The following is a 16,576-nucleotide window of genomic DNA, read 5'->3' as shown; positions in this document are numbered from 1 at the left end:
GCGGGAAAGGGCGCCCGAAGACCTTACGAAACGCGGACAGCGCTCCCCCGGCGGCAGCCGCAGGTATGCGCCGACCGGGCGCGGTGTCACCCTGGGGGCATGGCATTCAGCAACGAACCCGGACCGGGCCCCGCTCCCGGCGACACCCCGGGGCGCGTCCTGGTCGTGGACGACGACCCGACCGTCTCGGAGGTCGTGGCCGGCTACCTGGAGCGGGCCGGCTTCACCGTGCAGCGGGCCGCAGACGGCCCTGCCGCGCTGGAGGCCGCAGCCCGGTACCGGCCCGATCTGGTCGTCCTCGACCTGATGCTGCCCGGCATGGACGGCCTGGAGGTCTGCCGCCGCCTGCGCGCGGACGGCGATACGACGCGCCCTGTACCCGTGGTCATGCTGACGGCGCGCGGCGACGAGGAGGAGCGGATCCTGGGCCTGGAGGTGGGTGCGGACGACTACGTGACGAAGCCCTTCAGCCCGCGCGAACTCGTTCTGCGGGTGCGGTCGGTGCTGCGCCGGGCTTCCGCTGCCGTCGCCGGTGACGAGCGCAGGCTGGCAGCGGCCGGCCTGACCGTGGACCCGGCCGCCCGCCGGGCGACGAAGGACGGGGCGGAGCTGGCCCTCACCCTCAGGGAGTTCGACCTCCTGGTGTACTTCCTGCGGCACGTCGGCCAGGTCTGCGACCGGGATCGGCTGATGCGCGAGGTGTGGGGCTGGGACTTCGGGGACCTGTCCACCGTGACCGTCCACGTCCGCAGGCTCCGGTCCAAGATCGAGGAGGACCCGGCCGACCCGCGGCTGATCCGCACGGTGTGGGGCGCCGGATACCGTTTCGAGGCAGGGCCGTACGTCGCCGCCGGGACCGGCGCCGGGACCGGCGCCGGGCAGGTGGACGGCCGTGGGTGACCTGCTGCTCATCGCCCTGTACGCGCTGCTCGGTGCCGGCGCGGCCGGCGCCCTCGGCGCGGTCGCCCTGCGGATACTGCGCCGGCGGAGCGTCGCCGTGTCCCTGGCGGTCGTGGCGGCGGTCGCCGTGGCCGCGATGCTGGCCGGAACACTCGCCGTCGCGTGGGCGATGTTCCTGTCCTCCCACGACCTCACCGTCGTCACCACCGTCGTCGCGATGGCGGCCGCCGTGTCCCTGGGCACCGCTCTGCTCCTGGGGCGGCAGGTCGTCCAGCGGTGCCGGGAACTCGTCTCCGCGGCACGCGAATTCGGGGAGAACGAGACCTTCACGGCTCCCACCGTTCCCGCTCCCGCCGAACTCGCGGCGCTGAGCCGTGAACTCGCCCTCACGGGCGAGCGACTCGCGGCCTCCCGGGAGCGGGAACGGGCACTGGAGACCTCCCGGCGCGAGCTCGTGGCCTGGATCTCGCACGATCTGCGGACCCCGCTGGCGGGGCTGCGCGCCATGTCGGAGGCCCTGGAGGACGGGGTGGTGGCCGATCCGAACCGCTACCACCGGCAGATGCGCACGGAGGTGGAGCGCCTCAACTCCATGGTCACGGACCTCTTCGAGCTGTCCCGCATCCACGCAGGCGCGCTCTCGCTGAGTCCCGCGCGGGTGTCCCTCTACGACCTGATCGGTGACGCCCTGGCGGGTGCCGACGCCCTCGCGAGGGAGCACGGGGTGCGCCTGGCGGGTGAGACCGTGGCCGCGCTGCCCGTGGTCGTGGACGGTAAGGAGATGACCCGCGTCCTGTCGAACCTGCTGGTCAACGCGATCCGTCACACTCCGGCCGACGGTACCGTCGCGATCGCGGCCGAACGGCGTGCCGACGCGGTCGTGGTGTCCGTCACCGACGCCTGCGGCGGGATCCCCGAGGAGGACCTGCCCCGCGTCTTCGACACCGGCTGGCGCGGCTCGCAGGCACGCACCCCTCCCTCCGGTGCGGGTCTGGGCCTGGCCATCGTCCGCGGCATCGTGGAGGCCCACTCCGGACACGCCGATGTCCACAACGTGCCCGGCGGCTGCCGCTTCGAGCTGACCCTCCCCGCCCCCGCGTAGGACCCTCCCGGCCGGGACCCCGCCGTGTGCATACGCGGGGCCGGCCGACGGCGGTCTCGGCCGGCCCCCCGTGTGCGCGTCTCGGGTCCGCGCGCCCTGCGCGGCCCTCAGCCGACGGCGCCCGCCGACGCCCGCTGGCCGGACCGGGCGAACTCGGCCATGCCGTCGGTGAAGCCCACCTGCGGGCGCCAGCCGAGTTCGTCGCGCAGCCGGGCGGAGTCGGCGGTGATGTGCCGCACGTCGCCGAGCCGGAACTCGCCCGTCACCACCGGCGCGGGCCCGCCGTGCGCGGCGGCGAGCTCCGCGGCCATCTCACCGACCGTGTGCACTTCCCCGCTTCCGGTGTTGTAGGCGGTCAGCCCGCCTGCGGGCATCCCGCCCGTGGGCATCCCGCCGACGGCCTCCAGCGCCGTCACATTGGCCGCCGCCACGTCCGTGACGTGGACGAAGTCCCGCCGCTGCGCACCGTCCTCGAAGACCCTGGGTGCCTCGCCCCTGGCCAGCGAGGACCGGAAGAAGGAGGCCACCCCTGCGTAGGGGGTGTCGCGGGGCATCCCCGGCCCGTACACGTTGTGGTAGCGCAGCGACACCGCACGGCCCCCCGCGCAGCGGGCCCAGGACGCAGCCAGGTGTTCCTGGGCCAGCTTCGTCGTCGCGTACACGTTCCGCGGATCGACCGGGGCTCCCTCGTCCACCAGACCCGGGGCGAGCCCGGTGCCGCATTCGGGACAGCGGGGTTCGAACCGTCCCGCCGCCAGGTCCTCGGCGAGCCGCGGCCCGGGGCGTACCGTGCCGTGCCGCTCGCAGGTGTACCGGCCCTCTCCGTAGACCACCATCGATCCGGCGAGGACCAGCTTCCCGACGCCGGCCGCGGCCATCTCGGCCAGCAGCACCGCCGTCCCGAAGTCGTTGCAGCCGACGTAGTCGGGGGCGTCCGCGAAGTCCTTGCCGAGACCGACCATCGCCGCCTGGTGGCACACCGCGTCCACCCCGCGCAGCGCCGCCCGGACCGCGTCGGCTTCCCGTACGTCGGCCCGGACGAACTCCGCGTCGGGCAGTGCGGGGGTGCCGGGGTGTGCGGCGGGGAGGAGGGCGTCGAGGACGACCGGGTCGTGCCCGCGGGCGGTGAGGGCGGTGACGATGTGGGAGCCGATGAACCCGGCTCCGCCGGTGACGAGTACGCGCATGCCCGGGACGCTACGCAGTCAGGGGCCCGCCGGGAGGCCGCGACGCGTGCACGTAAGACTTCCGTCATGACGCCGGGCCCTCAGCGGGCCGCCTTGGCAACCGGCGTGTCATGCGAGCCCCGTGCGGCACCAGTGCGGCATGTTCTCCCCGACGGGTGACGTCCCGTAAGCCCTCGTTGGCAGGATTCTGCGGAGGTGTTCCCTTGGGCGCGAGCGGTAGTGGGCCGAGCGGTCGGGACGGAGCACCGCGGCCCTCGCCGAAGGAAGACCCCGGGCCGGTCCGGCCGGCGCGCCTTCGGTCGGTCCGGGAGGGTGTCCGCAGGTCCGGACCGCCGCCCGGTCCCGCACGACCGGAATTCTGGCGCAGCCCCCTGCGCGGGCCCTGGCTGACGGCCGTACTCGGGCTGATCCTTCTCGCCGGGATCACCGTCCTCTTCGTGACGGGCCTGGTGTCGTACGCGGCGTACAACCCGGATCTGGCGGCCGTGAACGACCAGACGCCCGACAAGGGATGGCTCGGCTTCCACCTCTTCCCCTGGCCGACGTCCCCCTACTGGCTCTACCGCGTCACCCAGGGGGTCCACGTCACCCTCGGCATCGTGCTCGTACCCGTGCTGCTGGCCAAGCTGTGGTCGGTGATCCCCAAGCTCTTCGAGTGGCCGCCCGTACGGTCGGCCGCGCACGGCATCGAGCGGCTGTCCCTGCTCCTCCTGGTGGGAGGCGCGGGCTTCGAGTTCGTCACCGGCATCCTCAACGTGCAGCTGCACTACGTCTTTCCCGGCTCCTTCTACACGCTGCACTTCTACGGGGCCTGGGTGTTCATCGGCGCCTTCGTGGTCCACGTGGCCTTCCGCCTGCCCAGGGCGCTGCGCGCGGTGAGGTACCGGCCGGGCGAGCCCGCGGCCGGTACGGAGGAGGCCGCCGGGCTGGTCGCGCCGCGTCCGGCGGCGCCGACGATCTCGCGCCGGGGCGCGCTCGGCATGGTGGGGCTGGGTTCGCTGGTGCTGCTGGCGGTCACCGCCGGGCAGAGCGTGGGCGGCTGGTTCCGGCAGACGGCGCTCCTCGCTCCGCACGGGCAGGACCCCGGCTCCGGGCCGAACGGCTTCCAGATCAACAAGACCGCCGCCTCGGTCGGCATCCGGCCCGGCGACGTCGGTCCTGCCTGGCGCCTGACCGTACGGGGCGCCGGCCGGCAGGTCGACCTGACGTACGAACAGCTGCTGGCCCTGCCCCAGAAGGAGTCGTCCCTGCCGATCGCCTGTGTGGAGGGCTGGTCGACCACCGACCAGCGCTGGAGCGGAGTCCGGCTCACGGACCTGGCCGCCCTGGTCGGGCTCGGCACGAACACCCCGCAGGTGTTCGTGGAGTCGGTGCAGCGCGGCGGGTCGTTCCGGTCGGTCGTCCTGGGCGACAACCAGGCGCGGGACGCCCGCTCCCTGCTCGCCGTGCGCGTCAACGGCGCCGTGCTCTCCCCCGATCACGGCTACCCGGCCCGCGTGATCGTCCCCGGCGCTCCCGGAGTGCACAACACCAAATGGGTCACTCGCCTCACCTTCGGAGGGCCCGCATGAGGCCCGCCCTGCCGGCCGCTGCCGCCGGAGCGTTCCGCCGCCGCTACGGCGCCTCCCCGCTCCACCTGCTCCTCGTCCTCACTTCCTTCGCCCTCGCCGTCTACGCCGGTCTCAGACTCCTCAAGGGCGACAACACCCTCGGCGTGGCCCTGTGGTTCGTCGGAGCGGCGCTCCTGCACGACCTGGTGCTGCTGCCCCTGTACTCGCTGACGGACCGGGCGGTGCAGATGGCCTTCGGGTGTGCCCCGGATCCCGAGGGGCCCGCGGTACGGGCGGGCGTCAACCACGTCCGCGTGCCGGCCTTCGTCTCCGGTGTGCTCCTGCTCGTCTGGTGGCCGCTCATCCTCCGCCGGGTGCCGCACTTCACGGCGGCCACGGACCTGCCCGCGGACGGGTTCCTCACGCGCTGGCTGCTGATCACCGCCGGACTCTTCGCGGCCTCGGCGGCCGTCCTCCTCGTCCGAATCCGGCAGGCGACGAGGGCCGGCCGGCGTGCGGCCCGGGTCCGGGCGCGCAGGACTTCGAAGTGACGCACAGCACCCGTTCCTTGCGCCATGCGGGTGGCCTTCGCCCCGAGCGCCTGTCCGCCGGCAGGACGGTGCCGAACCCCTCGCGAGCCGTCGGCCAACTCGGCCGAGGCATCGGTGAAGGAGAGAACATGCACAACCGCACCCTGACCGTGGCATCCGCGGTCGTTGTGGCCGCCCTGTGCACGGCGGCCGCGCCGGCGGCGGCCGACATCGCGCCGCAGGCGTTGCCCGGGCAGGAGTACAGGACCGGCTTGAGCGCGATCGGGCTCACCCAGGACCAGCGTCTGCTCGAGTTCGACATCGCCAAGCCGTCCCAGACCTGGTCCCTGGGCCGGGTGACCGGCCTGGCCGGGGACACCAAGCTGGTCGGTATCGACTTCCGCGTGCAGAACGAAAAGCTGTACGGCGTCGGCGACCAGGGCGGCATCTACACCCTGAACACGAAGAACGCGAAGGCGATGAAGGTGTCCCAGCTGACCGTGGCACTCGCCGGGACGGCCTTCGGGGTGGACTTCAACCCGGCCGCCAACCGGCTGCGGGTGATCTCCAGCACCGGGCAGAACATGCGCCACAACATCGACGACCCGGCGGCGCCGCTGACCACCACCGTCGACGGCACCCTTACCAACCCCACCACGCCGCCGTCGACCGCCATGGGGGTGACCGGCGCCGCCTACACCAACAACGACCTGAACGCCGCCACCGCGACCACCCTGTTCGACCTCGACACGATGGCCGACCGGATCTCCCTGCAGTCCCCCGCCAATGCCGGCACGCTCGCCCCCACCGGCAACCTCGGCGTGGATGCCGCCCTCGACGCAGGCTTCGACATCTACTACAATCCGGCCGCCGGAACGAACCACGGCTTCGCCGCCATCGGCACCGGCAACTCCTACCGCCTGTACGCGGTCGACCTGCTGACCGGCAAGGCCACCAGCAAGGGCGCCTTCCCGACCCAGTACCAGGTCACCGACCTGGCCCTGCCCATCAACCAGAAGTAGTCCCGGGCCGGCCCGCCCTCGCGGATCCGGCCATGGTCGAACCGGTGGCCGTTCTCCCCTTCCAGTGAAGGGGAGAACGGCCACCGGTGATCGGAGATCCGAAGCGACGCCGATTACTTCGGCATCAGGACGGTGTCGACGATGTAGTCGTTGGCGTTGGCGGTCTTGACGTTGCCGCAGACAACGTTCGAGGTGTCGTCGACCTTGTAGGCCTCGCCGGAGCCCTTCGTGGCGACCATGCCCTTCTGCAGGATCTCGAAGCTGCCGTTCTCCAGCTGCTTCGGCGTGAGCTTCTGGCCGACCACGTGGTAGGTGAGGATCTTGGTCAGCTGCTCCTTGTCGGCCAGGACCTTGTCGAGGTCGGCCTTCGGGATCTTCGCGAAGGCGTCGTTCGTCGGGGCGAACACCGTGATGTCCTTCGCATTGTTCAGCGTGTCGACCAGGTCGGCCTGCCGGACCGCGGCGACCAGGGTGGACAGGGCCGGGTTGTTCGAGGCGGCGGTGGCGACCGGGTCCTTGGCCATGCCGTCGAACGAGCCCGCGCCCTCCTTCGGCACGCCGGCACAGGCCGCTCCGAAGGGCTCGTCGCTCATCATCGAGTCGTCCTTCGGAGTGCTCTCGCCTGTCTTGGCCTCGTCGCCGGCGCGGGCGGCGCGGCCTTGGTGTCACGGGCCGGGACACCGTCCTCGTCGGCCGGGTTCGCCGGTGGGCGGAAGCCCACGGGTGTGGCGTCCGTGGCCGAAGGCGAACCCGTTCATCCGTTCCCTCCCCGGTGGGAGGGGCTGTGGGTGGCGCCGACTGCCACCCACAGCCGACCCTGCCGGGCTCACCGCACGGGGCGCGCACTTGACGCACGCGCCACAGCAGCATGGCCGGCCGGGTCACCGGTCCGCCCCGCCCCGTCTGCATGGCGCCGGACCGGGGTCTGTGCGGTGGTGGGTCAGGCGTTGACGCAGGTGTTGCCGAAGGCCGGGTTCAGCAGCCCGATGATGCTGACGGTGTTCCCGCAGGCGTTGACCGGGACGTGGATCGGGACCTGGATCAGGTCGCCCGAGCCGACGCCCGGCGAGAAGGCGGCCACGCCCTGCGCACCGGCATCGGCCGAAGCCATCGACGCGCCGCCGACCACCACAGCACCGGCCGCCAGCGCCACCGCCACGACTCGTCGCACACGAACCATGTGAACTACCTCCCGTAAGAGTGCAAGGGCCGGGCGGAGGGCCCGCGGCGGCCGGTGAGGGGAGGCGGGAGAACCCCTGCCGGCTCCCCTCACGCACGGTCTTCGCCGCCGCCCGTACCCGTGGATTGGGTGCCGGCCCCGACTTCCCCCGAACGGGCTAGTCCGCCACAGAGTGTTCGGAGGGAGGACGTCACGGGGCAACAGCAGTGCGGTCCTCGTGTCCAGAAGCTGCCACCAGCCCTCCGGAGCGGGCTCGCGAACGACCGTGACGTCGAACGGTTCTCGGCGAGTCCGTGGAGAGCCCGGCGCTCGGCGTCGCCGACGGCCGGGTTCCGGCCGAGCGGCCGGCGACACTCAGCTCTTCGAAATTCGCAGGGCCCCGAGCCGTTTTTCGTTATGCCGGTGTGCCTCGCTCCGTCTTCAGCGGTGAGGGCGCCGCTCCGGCCCCTCCCACACCGGCCCGGCGGCAGGAACGACACCGCCGGGGCCCGAACGAGGGAGTTCCTCCCCCTCCCGGCCGGCCACACCGACGGCCCGGCCCACCCGCACCCCGTCGTACACCGAGCGGATGCTCATCGCCGTCAACGCCGAACGCGTGAAGGCCGGCTGCACACCCATCCGCTCAAACCCGATCCTGACCCGCGCCGCCCAGGCCCACTCCGACGACATGGCCACCCGCGGCTACTTCGACCACACCAACCCCGAAGGCCTCGACTCCAGCGACCGCATCGAGGCAGCCGGCTACGACGCCGACGGCAACAACGAGAACCTCAGCACCTACGCGACTCCCGAGAGCGCGGTGAAGTCCTGGATGAGCGGAGGCGGCCACCGCGAAGCCATCCTCGACTGCGCCCACCAGGACGCCGGAATCGGATACGCCACAAACTCCGAAGGCGAAGAGTTCTGGACCCTGGACCTGGCCCACCGGTGAACAGGTCAGTCCTGGGCACCGACGCGGGCGTCCTCTCCCACCTGCTCCGGCAGGCCGAAGAGCGGGAAGAGGCGTTCGGTATCACGGAAGGCAGTGATACCGGTGATGTGGTCGTCGAAGAAATCGACGACCTGAAGCGCCCAAGCCACGTAGCCGTCCCCGTCCGGACGGGGACGGTACTGGCCGAAGCCCGCGGTACCGTTCGCCACGGTCGGGATCAGGAGAGAGCCTCGGCAGCCGACGGCCGGGCCGGTCAGCCACGCCTGGATGTCGGCGGTACCGCGCATCCACTTCGCGTACGGAGGCAGGCACAGGGTGGCATCCACGTGGAGCAGCATGTTCAGCTCCTCCATGTCGTAGCGGGAGAAGGCCGCGGCGTACCGCTCGGCGAGCACGCGCAGGGTCGCGTTGCTCGGCCGGGAGGTGCGTCCTGCGGTGTTCTCGCGACGGCCTGCCAACGTGGTCCGGGCGCGTTGCAGAGCGCTGTTGGCCGAGGCGACGGTGGTGCCGTGCAGGTCGGCGACTTCCCCGGCAGTGAACCCCAGGACGTCGCGGAGGATCAGCGTGGCACGTTGTCTGGGCGGCAAGTGCTGGAGCACGGCGACGAAGGCCAGGTGTACGGACTCACCGGCCGTCGCGCTCGTCTCCGGATTCGTACCGGGGCAGGGTCCCACCCACAGGGCCGCGTCCAGCGGGTCTCCGGGCGCCGTGCCGCCCTCGCTCGGAGCGCCGAGGTCCATGGGCAGCGCCCGCCGCTTGGCCGCGGCAAGGGCGTCCAGACACACGTTGGTGGCGATGCGGTACACCCACGACCGCAGCGACGACCTGCCCTCGAATCGCCCGATGTTCCGCCAGGCCCGCAGCAGGGTCTCCTGAGCGGCGTCCTCAGCCTCCGCGTACGCACCCAGCATCCGGTAGCAGTAGCCCGTCAACTCCCCCCGGTACAGCTCCAGCCGCTCCGCGGCCGGGTCCCCCGTCTCCCCGTCCCCCATGTCTCAACCATCCCTTCCAACAGCCAACCTCGCACCTGCGACCTGCGGCTTCACCGTAAGCGAGGCGATACGGGCGTCAGAAGCCCCGCAGGGGTTCCTGCCTCGTCGGCCCCGTGGGCCGACCAGGTCGCAGGGGCCGACGGCGCAGCGGCTGCCGCCGCCGTCCCACGCGGGCGAGGGGGCTCAGCGCACTCTTCCCCTGGGCTTCAGGTGGGTCGGGGGGAGCACGGGGCCGGGATCGGAGGGCCGTCGTAGCGCGATGTCTCCCTCTGCAGATGACGTCTACATGGTGGAGGTACGCGGGCACGACCTCCGGGTCGATCAGCCCACGGAGGCGGGCGGGACGGACATCGCCCCGACGCCGACCGAGCTGTTCGCGGCGTCCCTGGCGACCTGCGTCGCCTTCTACGCGGGGCGCTGCATGCGGCGGCACGACCTGCCGCGCGAAGGTCTGGGGGGTGCGCGCGGAATTCGTCATGGCCACCGACCGGCCCACCCGGGTGGCTGCAGTGCGCCTCTCGATCGTCGCGCCCCCACAACTGCCGGAGGGGCGGCGCGCGGGCCTCGTCGCCGTCGCCTCGCACTGCACCGTGCACCACACGCTCGAGCAACCACCGGACGTGGCGATCGAACTCGCACCGCAACCACTCGTGATGTGATCCCGTCGGGGCAGGACTTCGAGAGTTCGTCCGACCAGGTGCGTTCTTCAGCGGCTCAGCGCATCGATCTCGGCCAGATCCCTCTCGGACAGTGATCCTCCCTGCAGGGCGTCGATGTTCTGGTCGAGTTGATTCACACTGCTCGCACCGATGATCACCGACACCACCCGGGGGTCGCGCAGCACCCATGAGATCGCCAGCTGCGCCAGGCTCTGTCCGCGATGCTCTGCCAGCCGGCCCAGGGTCCGCAACTGAACCAGCTTGGCCTCGGTCAGCGCCCCCTCCTTGAGGAAGTGTCCGACGGACATCCGCGACCCGGCCGGCACCTCCCCGGCGAGGTAGCGGCTCGTCAGAAGGCCCTGTGCGAGCGGCGAGTAGGCGATCAGGCCGGTCCGGGTGTCACCCACGGCGTTCAGTAGTCCGTCTTCCACCGTGCGGTCCAGGATCGAATATCGGGCCTGGTTCAGCAGTACCGGCGTGCCCAGCTCACGCAGGATCGCCACCGCCTCGCGGTGTTGTTCGGCCGGGTAGTTGGAGATGCCGGCGTACAGAGCCCTGCCGGAACACACCGCCGAGTTCAGCGCCCCCATGGTCTCCTCGACCGGGGTCTGCGGATCGTAGCGGTGCGAGTAGAACACGTCCACGTACTCCAGACCCGTCCGCCGGAGCGACTGGTCCAGGCTCGCCAGTAGGTGTTTCCGGTTACCGCCGTGTCCGTACGGGCCGGGCCACATGTCGTAGCCCGCCTTGGTGGCGATGAACAGCTCGTCGCGGTAGGGACGGAAGTCCTGCGCGAAGAGACGGCCGAAATTGCGCTCCGCGCTCCCGTTCGGCGGGCCGTAGTTGTTCGCCAGGTCGAAGTGCGTGACCCCCCGGTCGAAAGCCCGGCGAAGCACCGCCCGTTGTACCTCCAACGCGTGGCCCTCACCGAAGTTGTGCCAGAGGCCCAGCGAGATGGCGGGCAATTGCACACCGCTACGTCCGGCCCGGCGATAGGTCATACAGGCGTAGCGGTCCTGCTCGGCGAGATAGTCCATGGATCACCTCCTGTCGGACTTCGATCAAATTCGAAACAAAATAAACAGATCTCAACACTTGGAGTGCGCGTCGTACTGCCGTGGGAGGAGGCGAAGCCCCCCGGCCCGTGGACGGGCGCCAGGACACCCGGCATGAGCCTCTCTCCCACTGCCGTTGCCGGACGGGCCGTTGAAGGGCTCGCTATTCGACGACGGTGAACCCCTGGTCCGTGCCGTACTTGGCCATTGCGGCCCGCCAGGCCTCCAGCCCCTGCTTCAGGGTTGTCGAGGAAACATAGGCCTTGCCGACCGTGTCGTTGAAGACGGAGTTCGCGTAGACCTGGTACGGCAGGTACGACCAGCCCGCAGCGACGTCGCGCGCCGCATCGGCCAGGATCCGGTTGGCCTGCTGCCCGCCGAAGTAGGGGAACGGCGTATCCAGGAAGGCCGGGGATTCCAGGTCGGCCCGCGTGGCGGGGAAGGCGCCGTCGGAGACGCGGCTCGTGGCGCCGGCGCCCGTGGTCGCGTACTCGATGAAGGCATAGGCCAGCGCCTTGTTCTTCGACGCCTTCGGCACGGCGAGGGAACTGCCGCCGTTCTCCGCACCCGCCTTGGCGCCCTTGGTCCACTGCGGAAGGGGCGCAACACGCCAGTCTCCCGAGGCGGCGGGTGCGCCCGAGGCGAAGTTGGCGGGCATCCAGGCGCCTATGGAGAGGGTCGCGATGCTGCCGTCCGACAGGCCCTTGTACCACTCGTCGCTCCACGAGGTCACCGGCGCGAGCAGTCGCTCGTCGATGAGCTTCTGCCAGGTAGTCGTGTACTGCGCCGTGCCTGCGTCCGCGAAGCCGATGCCGATGTCGTTGCCCTCGACCTTGTACGGGCGTCCGCCCGCCTGCCATATCAGGCTGGTCGTGGCGCCGGCGTCCCCGGTGTCGTTCGTGATGTAGAGCTTCGGATCGGCCTTGTGCAGGGCGCGCGCTGCTTCGACGTACTCGTCCCAGGTGGTGGGGACGGCGATGCCGTGCCGGTCGAAGACCTTCTTGTTGTAGAACAGCGCCATGGGCCCGGAGTCCATGGGGAGGGCGTAGATTCCCTTCCCGTACCTGACGCCGTTCCAGGGGCCGGTGGTGAAGGTCTGGTCGAGGGTGGAGGCTCCATACGAGGAAAGCTCTTCCAGGGACTTGCCGATGGCGAACTGGCCGACGGCGTAGTACTCGACCTGAGCCACATCCGGGGCTCCCGAGCCGGCGGCGACCGCGTTCTGCAGCGCGGTGTACTGCTTGTTGCCCGTGCCCGCGTTGACGAGTTCGACGTCCACCTTCGGATACTTCTTCTCGAACTCGGCGGCCACCTTCTTCAGCGTGGGCTCCCAGGCCCACACCGTCACCTTGCCCCCGGCTTCGAGTGCTGACGCCACGTCCTTCGCGGAGGCGTCGTCCTCCGGGTCCGGCGAACCGCAGGCGGTGGTGCCGAGGGCCAGGGCGCACGCCGCGGCGACGGCGACGACGATGCGACGGCGGCTGTTCGATCTCATCGGTGGTGCTCCTGATTCGGTGTGCGGACGAGGTGGATCGGGAGGGAGGGCCGGACCGGCACGTCACTCCTTGACGCTGCCGGCGGCCAGACCTGACTGCCAGTAGCGCTGGAGCAGGAGGAAGACGGCGATGATCGGCACGATGGTGAGCAGGGAGCCGGTGATGATGAGGTCGAAGACGGGCTCCCCGCCCGCGGTCCTGGCCTGGGCGCTCCATGCGTTGAGGCCGAGGGTGAGCGGGTACCAGTCCGGGTTCTTGATCATGATCAGCGGCAGGAAGTAGTTGTTCCAGGTCGCGACCATGGAGAAGAGCAGGACCGTCACGGTTCCCGGCATCAGCAGCGGAAGGGCGATCCGGAAGAAGATGCGCAGCTCACCGGCGCCGTCGATGCGGGCGGCTTCGAGTAGTTCGCGGGGTACCGATTCCGCGGTGAACACCCACATCAGGTAGAGCCCGAACGGCGACACCAGGGAGGGGACGATCACTGCCCACGGAGTGTCGGTCAGGCCCATGCCGCTGAACATCAGGAACGTGGGTACGGCCAGGGCCGTCCCGGGGATGGCCACGGCCCCGATGACCACGGCGAACACGGCTCGACGGCCCGGAAAATCGTATACCGCCAGGGCGTACCCGCCGAGGACGGCAAGCAGCGTCGCACCGCCCGCGCCGGCGGCGACGTAGAGCAGAGTGTTCAGGGTCCAGCGGAGGAACACGCCGTCGTCGTAGGCCAGCGTGCGCGAGATGTTGTCCCAGAGCCGGAAGTCCTCGCCGAACCACAGTCCGAAGGAGCCGAGGAGGTCTTCCTGGTCCTTGGTCGCGTTGATGACCAGCCACAAGAGGGGAAGGACTGTGTAGACGAGGACCAGGCCGGTGATCAGGGTCAGCGGGATGCTGGGCCTGGGGTCGAGCGGGGTGTGAGCCCGTCGGGGGCGGGATCGTGGCGCCCTGCGGAGGAGGTCCGCGGCAGGTCCGCCCGATCCGGCGGAGGCCGCGCTCGGGTCCGCGCCGGAGCGTGCGGTGCGCTCTCTGGTGTCCGCGGAGACACCGGTGGAATCCGTGATCACGTTCTCAGCCCTTCCGCATGCCGCGGAGCTGGACCGCGTAGGCGATGACCGCGGTGAAGACCCCCATCACGATGGCGACGGTTGCCGCGTAGTTGTGCTGCTGGCCGGAGAAGGCCAGCGAGTACGTGTAGAGGTTCGGGGTGTAGTCGGTCGTGATGGCATTGGGAGCGAGGTTCTGCATGATGTTCGGCTCGTTGAACAGTTGGAAGCTGCCGATGATCGAGAAGATCGTCGCGATGACCACCGCTCCACGGATGGCCGGCAGTTTGATCGCCGTGACGATGCGCCACTCGCCGGCGCCGTCGATGGCCGCCGCCTCGTAGAGGGAACGCGGAATCACCTTCAGGGCGGCATAGAAGATCAGAGTGTTGTAGCCGACGAACTCCCAGGTCACGATGTTGCCGATGGAGGTGAGGACCAGTGAGGGCGAGAGCGGGTCCGGCAGGGCCAGGCCGAACGCGTCGTTCAGGTTCCCCACCAGGCCGAACCTGGCACCGTAGAGGAAGCCCCACATCAGACTGGCCACCACGGCCGGAACGGCATAGGGCAGGAAGACGGCGACCCTGAAGACGCCCTTGCCGTACAGTCGGCCGCTGTCGATGGCGAGTGCGACGAACAACGCGATACCCAGCATGATCGGCACTTGGACGAGCAGGAACACTCCTACACGGGCCGATCCCTCCCAGAACCGCGCGTCGTTGAGCGCCTGGAGGTAGTTGGCCGCGCCGACGAAGGAGGTGCCGCCGATGAGTCGGTCGCGCATCAGGCTGAGGTAGAACGCATACCCGATGGGTGCCAGGAATACGAGAGCGAACACCGCTGCGAACGGGCCGGCGAACCCCCAGCCGACGAGGGCGTTCCGCCGCGCACGGGGGCGGGAACGGGAACGAGGCGGAAGGCTTGCTTTTGCCTGCGCCGGCAGGAGCGTCATGGTGGGTCCTTGTGTAAGTGACCTGGGGTCCGCGACCGAGGGGAGAAGCGAAGGCCTCCGGGCCGGAATCGGCCTCATGGGCAGGACCTGATGAGAGATGTTTACGTAATCATCGGTCACGCGATGGTGACATTCCCCTTGGGGAGCGTCAAGCGTCTTGCCTCCACTGACCGAAAACCAGCCGTCGGCCCTCGGAGTCCGGCAACCGCGGATGCTCAACTCGCGGCATCCACACGCAATGCGGCCCATCCCCCACCCGGGCTCCTCAACCACGCCGACACTGCACCCGAGCCGGTTGTGACGATTCACGTCCGACTGCTTGACACACCCTGACGCAGCTCCCAGACTCGCAGCCAGCCGCTGAGTGTTTACGTAAACATTACAGAGGTGGAACGGCGACTTCACAGGAGCCTGCTGCACCGCCGGCTCTCCAGCCGTGGGCGCCGCCGTCCACGGACACCTCCTTGCCCGCCAGCCATCGCGAGGTACTCATGCGACGTCACCGCCCATGCCTGCTCGCCCTGTACGCCGTTGCGGCAGCCCTCCTAGCGAGCTTCCTCGGTGGTCCCGGTACCGCCGCGGCCTCCCCTTCCCCCGTCACCGTCGTCAACGCGACGCAGTTCACCGACCCAGCCGGCCGGCCCGTGCACGCACACGGCGGAGGGGTCATCAAGGTGGACGAGTACTACTACTGGTTCGGGGAGGACCGGAATCCCGACAACAGCTTCCGGTACGTCTCCGCCTACCGGTCCACCGACCTCAAGACGTGGGAGCCGCGCGGCCACGTCCTGTCCCAGGCCAGCCACCCGGAGCTGGCCACCGCCAACATCGAACGCCCCAAGGTGATGTACAACCGGGCAACCGGGCAGTTCGTCATGTGGATGCACAAGGAGGGCAGCGCCACCGACTACAGCGAGGCCCGTGCCGCGGTGGCCGTCTCCTCCACGGTCGACGGCGACTACTCCTGGCGCGGAAGCTTCCGACCGCTGGGGCACATGTCCCGGGACATCACGACCTTCGTGGACACCGACGGCACCGGCTACATGATCTCCGCCGCCAACGAGAACGCCGACCTCCACGTCTACCGGCTCACCGCGGACTACACAGGCGTCGAGACACGGGTGCAGAAGTTGTGGGCCGGCCAGTGGCGCGAGGCTCCGGCCCTGTTCAAGCGCGACGGCGTCTACTTCCTGGTCACATCCGGCGCCACCGGTTGGGCCCCGAACCAGCAGAAGTACGGCACGGCGGACAGCATCACCGGCACCTGGAGCTCGCTGCGGGACCTGGGCGACGGCAGGACCTACGGTTCCCAGACGGCCTTCGTGCTGCCCGTCGAAGGGACGTCCGGTGTCACCACCCACCTCTACATGGGTGACCGGTGGGGCAACTCCATGGGCGGTGTGGTCAACGACTCGCAGTACGTCTGGCTCCCGCTGAAGTTCCCCACCAGGACCACCCTGTCCATGGACTACTACCCGCAGATCACCATCTCCACGGAGAACGGAACCGTGCGTGGTGTCGGCGACTGGAACACCCTGACCGCCGCGCACAGCGCCAAGTGCGCCGACGCCGCCGACTGGTCGGTGGCCGAGGGCGCGGCGTTGATCCAGTGGGCCTGCGCGGCAGGCAGTGTCAACCAGCAGGCGTGGTTCCGGGGCGTGGGTGACGGCACGGTGCGGATCATGCTCCGCCACAGCGGGAAGTGCCTCGCGGTCCGGGACGCATCTCCCCACGACGGCGCCGCCATTGTCCAGGTCGCCTGCGGCGACGCACCCGGACAGCGGTGGAAGACGGCTCAGGCAGGCCCGACCGGCATGCGGCTCGTCGCCCAGCACAGTGCCAAGTGCCTCGACGTCGCTGACCAGTCCTGGGCCGACGGCGCGCGGCTCGTCCAGTGGACGTGCCACGGCGGTGACAACCAGAAGTGGCGGCGCTCGGCCGTCTGACCCGTCTCCTTCCGGTGCCTGCGGGGCCGCG

The 16,576-nt window shown here is 70.2% G+C and carries 15 protein-coding genes and 1 pseudogene; 8 read left to right on the top strand and 8 right to left on the bottom strand.

The annotated features are described in order from the left end of the window. The first annotated feature begins 99 nt into the window (after window positions 1-99). Entirely contained in the window at window positions 100-900 is an 801-nt protein-coding gene (locus E6U81_RS18495; RefSeq protein WP_136231188.1) for a response regulator transcription factor, read from the top strand. After that, window positions 893-2,002 (top strand): HAMP domain-containing sensor histidine kinase, encoded by a 1,110-nt coding sequence (locus E6U81_RS18490; protein ID WP_136231187.1) that lies wholly within the window; start codon window positions 893-895, stop codon window positions 2,000-2,002. Before E6U81_RS18495 ends, E6U81_RS18490 begins: the two co-directional genes overlap by 8 nt. A 107-nt stretch (window positions 2,003-2,109) precedes the next feature. Here the strand turns inward: E6U81_RS18490 and E6U81_RS18485 are convergent, their stop codons facing one another. Next, window positions 2,110-3,189, bottom strand: a complete 1,080-nt coding sequence (locus E6U81_RS18485) for an NAD-dependent epimerase/dehydratase family protein (protein ID WP_136231186.1) — start codon at window positions 3,187-3,189, stop codon at window positions 2,110-2,112. Window positions 3,190-3,560: 371 nt separating this feature from the next. Between E6U81_RS18485 and E6U81_RS18480 the strand changes: the two genes are divergently transcribed. From E6U81_RS18480 to E6U81_RS18470, 3 genes are all read left to right on the top strand, one after another. After that, a complete protein-coding gene (locus tag E6U81_RS18480) occupies window positions 3,561-4,760 on the top strand; it encodes a molybdopterin-dependent oxidoreductase (protein WP_240803894.1) in 1,200 nt (399 codons plus the stop codon). Then, window positions 4,757-5,290 (top strand): hypothetical protein, encoded by a 534-nt coding sequence (locus E6U81_RS18475; RefSeq protein WP_136231184.1) that lies wholly within the window; start codon window positions 4,757-4,759, stop codon window positions 5,288-5,290. The genes E6U81_RS18480 and E6U81_RS18475 overlap by 4 nt, the downstream gene beginning before the upstream one ends. A 128-nt stretch (window positions 5,291-5,418) precedes the next feature. Beyond that, window positions 5,419-6,291 (top strand): DUF4394 domain-containing protein, encoded by an 873-nt coding sequence (locus E6U81_RS18470; protein ID WP_136231183.1) that lies wholly within the window; start codon window positions 5,419-5,421, stop codon window positions 6,289-6,291. Between the two features lie 113 nt (window positions 6,292-6,404). On the opposite strand, the pseudogene E6U81_RS18465 reads toward E6U81_RS18470, so the two are convergent. Both E6U81_RS18465 and E6U81_RS18460 read right to left on the bottom strand, forming a co-directional pair. Continuing rightward, window positions 6,405-6,881, bottom strand: a pseudogene (locus E6U81_RS18465) (fasciclin domain-containing protein); the annotation flags it as partial. A gap of 350 nt (window positions 6,882-7,231) precedes the next feature. Continuing rightward, window positions 7,232-7,471, bottom strand: coding sequence for a chaplin (locus tag E6U81_RS18460; RefSeq protein WP_136231181.1), 240 nt, complete (start codon window positions 7,469-7,471; stop codon window positions 7,232-7,234). Window positions 7,472-8,039: 568 nt separating this feature from the next. Between E6U81_RS18460 and E6U81_RS18455 the strand changes: the two genes are divergently transcribed. Then, complete coding sequence (locus E6U81_RS18455) at window positions 8,040-8,402, top strand: CAP domain-containing protein (RefSeq protein WP_136231180.1); 363 nt, start codon at window positions 8,040-8,042, stop codon at window positions 8,400-8,402. Between the two features lie 5 nt (window positions 8,403-8,407). Here the strand turns inward: E6U81_RS18455 and E6U81_RS18450 are convergent, their stop codons facing one another. Further along, window positions 8,408-9,394, bottom strand: a complete 987-nt coding sequence (locus tag E6U81_RS18450; RefSeq protein WP_136231179.1) for an RNA polymerase subunit sigma-70 — start codon at window positions 9,392-9,394, stop codon at window positions 8,408-8,410. Between the two features lie 458 nt (window positions 9,395-9,852). Between E6U81_RS18450 and E6U81_RS41085 the strand changes: the two genes are divergently transcribed. Continuing rightward, the gene (locus E6U81_RS41085) at window positions 9,853-10,053 is read left to right on the top strand and encodes a hypothetical protein (protein ID WP_240803889.1); all 201 of its coding nucleotides are present in this window, start codon (window positions 9,853-9,855) and stop codon (window positions 10,051-10,053) included. Window positions 10,054-10,100: 47 nt separating this feature from the next. Here E6U81_RS41085 and E6U81_RS18440 read toward each other — a convergent pair whose 3' ends face one another. From E6U81_RS18440 to E6U81_RS18425, 4 genes are all read right to left on the bottom strand, one after another. Further along, entirely contained in the window at window positions 10,101-11,090 is a 990-nt protein-coding gene (locus tag E6U81_RS18440; RefSeq protein WP_136231178.1) for an aldo/keto reductase, read from the bottom strand. A 181-nt stretch (window positions 11,091-11,271) separates the two neighbouring features. Further along, entirely contained in the window at window positions 11,272-12,603 is a 1,332-nt protein-coding gene (locus tag E6U81_RS18435; RefSeq protein WP_136231177.1) for a sugar ABC transporter substrate-binding protein, read from the bottom strand. Window positions 12,604-12,666: 63 nt separating this feature from the next. Continuing rightward, entirely contained in the window at window positions 12,667-13,668 is a 1,002-nt protein-coding gene (locus tag E6U81_RS18430) for a carbohydrate ABC transporter permease (RefSeq protein WP_136231176.1), read from the bottom strand. A gap of 4 nt (window positions 13,669-13,672) precedes the next feature. Then, complete coding sequence (locus E6U81_RS18425; RefSeq protein WP_136231175.1) at window positions 13,673-14,599, bottom strand: sugar ABC transporter permease; 927 nt, start codon at window positions 14,597-14,599, stop codon at window positions 13,673-13,675. Window positions 14,600-15,090: 491 nt separating this feature from the next. On the opposite strand from E6U81_RS18425, the gene E6U81_RS18420 reads away from it, so the two are divergent. Next, on the top strand, window positions 15,091-16,545 hold the full coding sequence (locus tag E6U81_RS18420; RefSeq protein WP_136231174.1) for an RICIN domain-containing protein: 1,455 nt from the start codon (window positions 15,091-15,093) through the stop codon (window positions 16,543-16,545). Window positions 16,546-16,576: the final 31 nt, after the last annotated feature.

This window comes from Streptomyces sp. A0592 (assembly GCF_004795115.1).
GTDB lineage: Bacteria > Actinomycetota > Actinomycetes > Streptomycetales > Streptomycetaceae > Streptomyces > Streptomyces erythrochromogenes.
This window is presented reverse-complemented; position numbering and strand designations above follow the sequence as displayed.

Bases quoted from the DNA above. Each gene is read 5' to 3' on its own strand.
- E6U81_RS18475 (WP_136231184.1), top strand. From the start codon at position 4,757: ATGAGGCCCGCCCTGCCGGCCGCTGCCGCCGGAGCGTTCCGCCGCCGC.
- E6U81_RS18460 (WP_136231181.1), bottom strand. From the start codon at position 7,471: ATGGTTCGTGTGCGACGAGTCGTGGCGGTGGCGCTGGCGGCCGGTGCT.
- E6U81_RS18470 (WP_136231183.1), top strand. From the start codon at position 5,419: ATGCACAACCGCACCCTGACCGTGGCATCCGCGGTCGTTGTGGCCGCC.
- E6U81_RS18440 (WP_136231178.1), bottom strand. From the start codon at position 11,090: ATGGACTATCTCGCCGAGCAGGACCGCTACGCCTGTATGACCTATCGC.
- E6U81_RS18425 (WP_136231175.1), bottom strand. From the start codon at position 14,599: ATGACGCTCCTGCCGGCGCAGGCAAAAGCAAGCCTTCCGCCTCGTTCC.
- E6U81_RS18455 (WP_136231180.1), top strand. From the start codon at position 8,040: ATGCTCATCGCCGTCAACGCCGAACGCGTGAAGGCCGGCTGCACACCC.
- E6U81_RS18450 (WP_136231179.1), bottom strand. From the start codon at position 9,394: ATGGGGGACGGGGAGACGGGGGACCCGGCCGCGGAGCGGCTGGAGCTG.
- E6U81_RS18485 (WP_136231186.1), bottom strand. From the start codon at position 3,189: ATGCGCGTACTCGTCACCGGCGGAGCCGGGTTCATCGGCTCCCACATC.
- E6U81_RS18495 (WP_136231188.1), top strand. From the start codon at position 100: ATGGCATTCAGCAACGAACCCGGACCGGGCCCCGCTCCCGGCGACACC.
- E6U81_RS18420 (WP_136231174.1), top strand. From the start codon at position 15,091: ATGCGACGTCACCGCCCATGCCTGCTCGCCCTGTACGCCGTTGCGGCA.
- E6U81_RS18435 (WP_136231177.1), bottom strand. From the start codon at position 12,603: ATGAGATCGAACAGCCGCCGTCGCATCGTCGTCGCCGTCGCCGCGGCG.